This window comes from Flavobacterium daemonense (genome assembly GCF_007341385.1).
GTDB lineage: Bacteria > Bacteroidota > Bacteroidia > Flavobacteriales > Flavobacteriaceae > Flavobacterium > Flavobacterium daemonense.
This window is the reverse complement of sequence record NZ_VJYD01000009.1, coordinates 206,487-213,494: the sequence shown is the minus strand read 5'-3', so window position 1 is coordinate 213,494 and position 7,008 is coordinate 206,487. Positions and strand designations below refer to the sequence as shown.

The following is a 7,008-nucleotide window of genomic DNA, read 5'->3' as shown; positions in this document are numbered from 1 at the left end:
GCAGTAGGCTTTAAGCTTTAGGCTTTTCTACTGCTGAGTTAATATTTTTTTATTTGCTTTAGGCAGTAGGCTTTAAGTTTTAGGCTTCTCTACTGCTGATTTTTTTTGTTGCTTTAAGCTTTATTTGAAAGCTTATTGCTTACGGCTTATAGCCTATAGCTAAACTAATACTTGTTTTAATTTGTAAATTTTGCTTTTTATGCTGTTGATTTTTGCTATTTGATTTTCAGCAATTTCATTATTGAGATATTGCAAATCTTTCGCTAAAATCAAAAGATATTCTGTTTCATTGGCAGAACCTAAAGCTATGTTGAGAAATTGATTAAATTCTTTGTCACTATTTCTTCCGCATCCTTCGCTGATATTGGTTGGAATTGAAGAAGAGGCCCGTCTTATCTGACTAGTTAATCCATAAAGTTCTTCTTTTGGAAAGAAAGAAGTTAATTTATAGATTTCTAAAGTTAAAGAATGACTGAGTTGCCAAATATCGTATTTTTTAAAATCTCTCATTTTTATTGGCTTTAAGCTTTAGGCAGTAGGCTATAGGCATTTTACTGAGCTTATAGCTTAAAGCTTACGGCTTATAGCAATCTTTAGATTATCGCCAAGATATCGTCCTCACGCATAATCAAATAATCAGTTCCTTCTAATTTTAATTCTGTTCCTGCATATTTGCCATATAGAACAGTATCGCCAACTTTTACGGTCATAGTATGATCTTTAGATCCGTTTCCTACTGCAACTACAGTTCCTTTTTGTGGTTTTTCTTTGGCAGTATCTGGAATAAAAATACCTGAGGCAGTTTTAGTTTCAGCTGCAACAGGCTCAATAAGTACGCGGTCTGAAAGTGGTTTAATGTTTAATGCCATGATTTTATATTATTATTAGGTTATACGTTTTTTATTGTTCAAGAAACTTTCAGAAATTATGCCATGGTCTATAAACTGACATTTTTTCTTAAAAAAAATGCCAGCTTTGACAGGCTGGCATTGGATTTTATATCAAGCTATAATTATTTAGCTGGAGCTGCAGGAGCAGGAGTTCCTTGAGCAGGAGCAGCTGGTGTATTTGCAGGAGCTTCTGTTTTTTCAATAATTTTAGATCCAGCATCGTTTAATGAGCCTGTAAAGCTTAAGCTAGAAAGTAAAATTAAAACGATCAAAATAGTTGCTAGCGTCCAAGTACTTTTATCTAAAAAGTCAGTTGTTTTTTGAACACCACCTAACATTTGTGTTCCGCTGATAGTAGAAGATAATCCTCCTCCTTTAGGGTTTTGAACCATGATTACTACGATCAATAGAAAACAAACTATTGTGATTAAAACTAAAAAAATTGAAAATGTGCTCATTACTTAATTATTGTTATTGTTATTTTGTTGTAAAATCTTTATATCCGATATGCGGTCTGCAAAGAAAGTAATTTTTTCTGGATATTTCAAAATTAATATTTCATATGCTTGAATTGCTTTTGTATATTTTTTTTGTTCCAAATATACTCTGGCTAAAGTCTCTGTCATTAAATACGAACTCTCGTCTTTATTGATGTCAAGCTGAACTGCGGCTGTAATTGCAGTCTGTTTTATAGGAGAAATTTTTGGGTTTGCTTCTATAAAACGATCAATTATTTCGGCTTTTTTCTTTTTCTCGTCTTCCGTTTTTTCTTCTTCAAAGACTGTTCCTAGCGTTTGTTCTGCTTTTTCAATAGCATTTTCTGGCAGATTTTCTTCTGTTGGAGCTTCTTTTGTTCTGTCAATAGGTTCAGTTCTTGCTAGTTGCAGCCATTCTTGGAACGAATGCTTTTCTTTTGCAGAAAAATCTAACGGTTTTCCAATTTCCAGATTTTCTTCTGCAATTTTTACTGCTTCTGCAATTTCATTGTTTTCTGTTTCAGAAATTGTTTTAGTTTCTGAAATCGCAATTTCTTCTGGTTCCGGTATAATTACAGTTTCTTCAGCAATAATTGGTGTTTCTTGAATTTCGATTTCTTTCGGTTCTTCCGCAGCAATCGTTTCTTCTATAGTACTTGCTTCTTCTGAATTTTCAACTACAACTGATTCTTCAGCAGTTTTGGCTTCTTCGAAAACAACATTTTCCGCCTCTTTTATGGCATTGTAAACTGATTTTTCAATTGGATCTATTCTAACATTAGGAATTTCATCGTCTAATCTGTCTTCTAAAAAAGTTCGGCTTGGTTCCTTAATAATAGGTGTTTCTTCTATAGTAGAGAGTGTAACAAGTTCCTCAGTTGTAGATTCAATTGGTTTTTCTTCTACAGCAGAATGTATAATAGGTTCTTCAATTACTGTCTCAATTGGGTTTTCTTCAACTTTAATAGGTTCCTCAAAAGTTACTGATGTTGCTTCTTTAATAGAATCTAAAATTGATTTTTCAATTGGATCGATACGAACTTCGGCAAGTTTCTTTTTTTCTTCTGCCGAAACAATTTCAGCATCAAAAACAGTAATATTTAAAAGTTCGTTCAATTTTCGATTATAATAGTTTCCTTGAATAGGAGTGAAATCCTCTGAAGTAATAAAATCGAATAGAACCGAACGATCCGTTGTATGTGCCGCCGTAACCTTTAAGGCATAATTATACTTAAAGCTGTTTTGTTTGTAAAGTCCTTTTAGTCGCAATGCACGTGCACTTTGAAAATATGGAAATTCATTCAAAACACTTCCTAATGTTTCGGCCTGTTTTTCTGTGACGGTGTCAGGTTTGTTTATTAGGTAGGTATAATCGGTTACGTTCATTTTTACTGTTTAATCGTTTATTGGTTTAACTGTTTAATCGCTTATTTGTTTAACTGTTTAATCGGAAATTTTTTTAACCGATTTTCCTGTTTGATAATTTAATCGATTTTACTGTTTAATCGTTCATTTGTTTAACTGTTTAATCGGAAATTTGTTTAACCGATTTTACTGTTTAATAATTTAATCGATTTAACGACTTAACGATTAACCGATTAAACTATAAAATTACCATTTTGCCAATGACTCATTAAAAATATCCTGAGTAATTCTTTCGAAAATGGTCTGAATTGCGTTATTTAAGACTGCTCCAGTTGGAAGATCTGTTCCTTTAAAGTCATTATAAAACTCAAATTGTTTCTCAAAATCATCCGTTTCTTTTTTCCTATTTGAAAATCTAACATTTACACGAATTGTCAAACGGTTTTGCGACGCTCCCATATTGCCATTTGCGTCTGCAGCAGTTGCAGTCATTGGTGTAATCCTATAATCTGTAATTTCACCTTCATAAACCAAATCACCGCTATTACTTACTAAGTTTAAGTTGGTCTGATTCATAATGATATCCTGCAGAGCCAGTGTAAATTGTCTGTCAATTCCAGGTTCAACTAAGTCGGCATTGTTCTGGAAAAAGTTAACTTGAAATGTTTTAGCATCAATATTTCCTGTTCCAGTAAAGTTGTACACATTGCATCCGCTTAATAAGAACAAGCTTAATAAGGCAAATAAAGAATATATTTTTTTCATAAAATTGTATGTGAAAATTCCAATTTATTTAATTCCAAATCCCAATAGGTGCCCAAATATAGGCAATTGGAATGTGGATTTTTAATTATTGAAATTTATTTTTTATAGGTCAAATTGTTTGATTTTTCTATATAAAGTCCTTTCTGAAATTCCCAGTTCGTCGGCAGCTGCTTTACGTTTTCCTTTGTTTTTTTCTAATGATTTTTTGATCATTTCGATTTCTTTCTGTTCTAAACGTAAAATTTCTTCTTCTTCGATGGTTTCGGCAAACAAATAATTGTCATCGGGCATTTGGTAATTATCTTCTCGGCTTGCCGGAGTCATAACAGCAGTTCTTGGTTCTTCTTCAAAATCAATTTCGCTGTCGTTTTCTTGATTACCGTATATCTTCTGAATTAAATTCGGATTAATGTCTTGAACTTTTGAGGAACCATTTTTCATCAATTCCAAAGTCAGTTTTTTCAAATCGTTCAAGTCGCTTTTCATATCAAAAAGGACTTTGTACAAAATGTCTCTTTCGGTACTAAAATCACTTTCTTTTTTCTTGTCGCTAATTACAGACGGCAAATTGCTTCCTTCAGCAGGCAAATACGAGTGAAGTGTTGCCAGATTAATATCTCTATTTGTTTCTAAAACAGAGATTTGTTCCGCCACATTTCGAAGCTGGCGAATATTTCCGCTCCATCTAAATTTTTGCAAAAGCTGAATTGCATCATCATCTAGTTTTAAAGGCGGCATTTTATATTTATGAGCAAAATCGGCCACAAATTTTCTGAACAATAAATGAATGTCTTCATTTCTTTCGCGCAACGGAGGCAATGTGATTTCGACAGTGCTCAAACGATAGTACAAATCCTCACGGAATTTCCCTTTTTCAATAGCATTGAATAAATTCACATTTGTTGCAGCTACAATTCGGACATTGGTTTTTTGAACCTGAGACGAACCTACTTTAATGAATTCGCCGTTTTCTAAAACACGAAGCAAACGAACTTGAGTAGTTAAAGGCAATTCTCCAACTTCATCTAAGAAAATGGTTCCGCCGTCAGCCACTTCAAAATAACCTTCACGTGTGCTTGTAGCGCCGGTAAAAGCGCCTTTTTCGTGTCCAAAAAGTTCACTGTCAATAGTTCCTTCCGGAATCGCTCCGCAGTTTACGGCAATATATTTTCCGTGCTTTCTGTGTGAAAGCGAATGTATAATTCTAGGAATGTTTTCTTTACCAACACCACTTTCCCCAGTTACCATCACCGAAATATCAGTTGGAGCAACCTGAATGGCTTTTTCAATGGCACGATTTAATTTTGGATCATTACCAATAATCTCAAATCGCTGTTTTATTGCTTGAACTGTTTCCATATCGATTTTGTTTCAAGTTTTTATTTGTTTCAGGTTTTAGATTTTCTCTAAAACTTAAAACGTTGGCTTGTATTTTTGCTACAGATTAAAATGATTAACACAGATTTTTTAAAATCAGTTAGAAATGTTTATTATTAAATTAACCACAAATTACACAAATTAGCGCAAATTCTGTTTATGAATTTATCAATCTTTTGTGTACTAATGATTTGTTTTGAAAGTTTGCAATTATTCCAACTGGAGTATCTGCAAGTTTCATGTAATTTAATGTTTGGGCAAGATGATCATTGCTAATTTCTCTCACTGATTTTACTTCTAATATTATATCTTCATAAACTATGAAATCAGCATAAAATTTATGAGGCAAAATAACTCCTTTATATTCTATTGAAAATTCCTTTTCTCGATGATAAGGAATGTTATTGTTTTTGAATTCAATTTCTAATGCGTCTTTATAAACGATTTCAAGTAAGCCAGGTCCCAATAATCTATGTACTTCCATGCATATATCTACAATTTGATAATTTTGATCTTTCTTGTAGTAATATTCGTTTGTATCAATCATCAATAATTAATTTGCGGAAATTTGTGAAATTTGCGGTTAAAAAACTAATTCATTTCAGAATACCCAACTGCTTCACCCTTTAAAGTTCCGCTAGTGCAATTCGTGATTTTTACGTTTACGAAATCTCCAATTTTGTAATTTTCCTTCGGGAAAACTACTGTGATACTTTGAGAGTTTCTTCCAGAAAATTCTTCTTTGGATTTCTTCGAAACTTTCTCAACTAAAACTTCAACCGTTTTCCCAACAAATTCCTCGCTTCTAAACCAAGCATGCTTTTGCTGTAAATCAACAATTTCCTGTAATCTTCTCGCTTTTGTTTCTTCTTCAACATCATCCTTCATTTTTCTTCCTGCCAAAGTTCCTGGGCGTTCAGAATACGAATACATATAACCAAAATTATATTTTACATATTCCATCAAACTCATTGTATCTTGATGATCTTCTTCAGTTTCTGTTGGGAAACCGGCAATCATATCTTGCGAAATCGAAGCATCTGGCACAATCGCTCTAATTTTGTCAATCAAAGCCATGTATTCTTCACGAGTGTGCAAACGATTCATTTCTTTCAAAATTCGATTACTTCCAGATTGAACTGGCAAGTGAATGTGTTTACAAATATTTGGATATTTTGCAATGACATGCAAAATACTTTCGTGCATATCCTGAGGATTTGAAGTCGAAAAACGAATTCTCATTTTAGGAAAACCAACCGCAACCATTTCCAGTAATTGGTCAAAATCTACCGCAGTTGCTTTTTGCATTTCGGAAGCATTTACGAAATCTTTTTTCAATCCGCCGCCGTACCAAAGATAACTGTCAACGTTTTGTCCTAAAAGCGTAATTTCCTTGAAACCTTTATTCCACAAGTCCTGAATTTCATTCATGATACTTTGTGGTTCACGGCTGCGTTCACGTCCGCGCGTAAAAGGAACAACGCAAAATGTACACATATTATCGCAACCACGAGTTATAGAAACCAAAGCGGTAATTCCATTGCTCATCAAACGAACCGGTGAAATATCTCCGTACGTTTCTTCTTTTGATAAAATTACATTGATTGCGTCGCGTCCTTCTTCAACTTCTGCTAATAAATTTGGTAGATCTTTATAGGCATCAGGACCAACAACAAGGTCGACTATTTTTTCTTCTTCTAAAAACTGACTTTTCAAACGCTCCGCCATACAGCCCAAAACGCCCACTTTCATTTTCGGATTCGTACGTTTTACTGCATTGTATTTTTCCAGACGCTTGCGAATTGTCTGTTCGGCTTTATCACGAATAGAACAAGTGTTCACCAAAACCAAATCGGCTTCTTCTAAAACAGAAGTAGTGTTGTAACCTCCGTCAGATAATATGGATGCCACGACTTCACTATCCGAAAAATTCATCGCACAGCCGTAACTTTCTATAAATAGTTTTTTGGTATTTTCAGGTTTATTCTCTAAAACAAGACTTTCGCCTTGTTTGCTTTCTTCAATAATCTTTTCCATTGTAAAATTTCAAAGTGCAAAGATAGGTTAATTGATGTGAATATGACAAGATGTCAGATAAAGAATTAACAATGTTTTCAGATTTTAGATTTTATAGT

8 protein-coding genes are annotated in these 7,008 nt (G+C 33.5%); all 8 read right to left on the bottom strand.

The genetic code is table 11. From position 1 onward, the window contains the following. Positions 1-159: 159 nt before the first annotated feature. A complete protein-coding gene (locus tag FND99_RS13425) occupies positions 160-510 on the bottom strand; it encodes a four helix bundle protein (protein ID WP_144338460.1) in 351 nt (116 codons plus the stop codon). Between the two features lie 83 nt (positions 511-593). Further along, positions 594-869 carry a co-chaperone GroES gene (locus FND99_RS13420; RefSeq protein ID WP_012023920.1) on the bottom strand — a complete coding sequence of 92 codons (276 nt, stop codon included), beginning with the start codon at positions 867-869 and terminating at the stop codon, positions 594-596. Positions 870-1,012: 143 nt separating this feature from the next. Then, a complete protein-coding gene (gene secG, locus FND99_RS13415) occupies positions 1,013-1,348 on the bottom strand; it encodes a preprotein translocase subunit SecG (protein WP_144338459.1) in 336 nt (111 codons plus the stop codon). Positions 1,349-1,351: 3 nt separating this feature from the next. Next, complete coding sequence (locus FND99_RS13410) at positions 1,352-2,752, bottom strand: tetratricopeptide repeat protein (RefSeq protein ID WP_144338458.1); 1,401 nt, start codon at positions 2,750-2,752, stop codon at positions 1,352-1,354. 225 nt (positions 2,753-2,977) lie between these two features. Next, positions 2,978-3,496, bottom strand: a complete 519-nt coding sequence (locus FND99_RS13405; protein WP_144338457.1) for an LptE family protein — start codon at positions 3,494-3,496, stop codon at positions 2,978-2,980. Between the two features lie 102 nt (positions 3,497-3,598). After that, on the bottom strand, positions 3,599-4,855 hold the full coding sequence (locus FND99_RS13400; RefSeq protein WP_144338456.1) for a sigma-54 interaction domain-containing protein: 1,257 nt from the start codon (positions 4,853-4,855) through the stop codon (positions 3,599-3,601). A gap of 175 nt (positions 4,856-5,030) precedes the next feature. Then, positions 5,031-5,420 (bottom strand): GxxExxY protein, encoded by a 390-nt coding sequence (locus FND99_RS13395; protein ID WP_144338455.1) that lies wholly within the window; start codon positions 5,418-5,420, stop codon positions 5,031-5,033. 44 nt (positions 5,421-5,464) lie between these two features. After that, positions 5,465-6,910 (bottom strand): tRNA (N6-isopentenyl adenosine(37)-C2)-methylthiotransferase MiaB, encoded by a 1,446-nt coding sequence (gene miaB / locus FND99_RS13390; protein ID WP_144338454.1) that lies wholly within the window; start codon positions 6,908-6,910, stop codon positions 5,465-5,467. Between the last annotated feature and the right edge of the window lie 98 nt (positions 6,911-7,008).